Source organism: Nocardioides sp. NPDC057577 (genome assembly GCF_042801335.1).
Classification (GTDB): Bacteria; Actinomycetota; Actinomycetes; order Propionibacteriales; family Nocardioidaceae; genus Nocardioides.
This window is the reverse complement of sequence record NZ_JBHVGB010000356.1, coordinates 1-1,138: the sequence shown is the minus strand read 5'-3', so window position 1 is coordinate 1,138 and position 1,138 is coordinate 1. Positions and strand designations below refer to the sequence as shown.

The window sequence follows — 1,138 nt, the reverse complement described above, 5'->3', positions numbered from 1 at the left end:
ACGTGACACCGCCGAATGTGGCAACCGCGGGACGGTCGCGTCAAGGGATCATCCGAACCTGCCCCGGTACCGAGCCGGCACACGGAGCACCGCCTCCTTCCTCGTGGGGTCCCCCTACGGGTCCGTACGCCTGGAGTCGGACGCCGATCCAGCCGCCTGGTCTGACGACTCCTGTGGTACGCGCCACTACCGTCGACGACGTGACTGTGATCGCAACCGAAAGCCTGAGCAAGCGGTTCCCGAGGGTGACCGCGCTTGACCGGCTCTCCGTGGACGTCGGACCCGGTGTGACCGGCCTGGTGGGTGCCAACGGCGCCGGCAAGTCCACCCTGATCAAGATCCTGCTGGGTCTGTCCCCCGCCACCGAAGGCCGGGCCGCGGTGCTCGGGCTCGACGTGGCCACCGAGGGCGCCGCGATCCGGGAGCGGGTCGGGTACATGCCCGAGCACGACTGCCTCCCTCCCGACGTCTCGGCCACCGAGTTCGTCGTCCACATGGCGAGGATGTCCGGGCTGCCGCCCACCGCCGCGCGTGAACGCACCGCGGACACCCTGCGCCACGTCGGTCTGTACGAGGAGCGCTACCGCCCCATCGGCGGTTACTCGACCGGCATGAAGCAGCGTGTGAAGCTGGCCCAGGCCCTGGTCCACGACCCGAAGCTGGTCCTCCTCGACGAGCCGACCAACGGTCTGGACCCCGTGGGCCGCGACGAGATGCTCGGTCTGATCCGCCGCGTCCACACCGATTTCGGCATCTCGGTGCTGGTCACCTCCCACCTCCTGGGGGAGCTGGAGCGCACCTGCGACCACGTCGTCGTCATCGACGGTGGATCACTGCTGCGGTCCAGCTCGACCAGCGACTTCACCTCGGTCACCACGACCCTGGCGGTCGAGGTGACCGACAGCGACGACCATCCGGACGGTACGGACGCCCTGCGCAAGGTCCTCACCGAGGCCGGGATCACGTTCGTCGGCCACGACGGACTCGACGCCGAGGGGCTGCCGGGAGCGGGCCACATCCTCCTGGTCGAGGCGACGGGCGAGGAGACCTACGACCTGGTCCGCGACAGTGTCGCCGGGCTCGGACTGGGCCTCATCCGGATGGAACAGCGTCGCCACCGGATCGCCGAGGTCTTCCG

At 69.5% G+C, this 1,138-nt stretch carries 1 protein-coding gene; it reads left to right on the top strand.

Annotated elements, in window-relative coordinates:
- Positions 1 to 200: 200 nt before the first annotated feature.
- Positions 201 to 1,138, top strand: a 938-nt coding sequence (locus ACFU7D_RS29755; protein ID WP_378874154.1) for an ABC transporter ATP-binding protein, incomplete at its 3' end; no start/stop codon positions are given.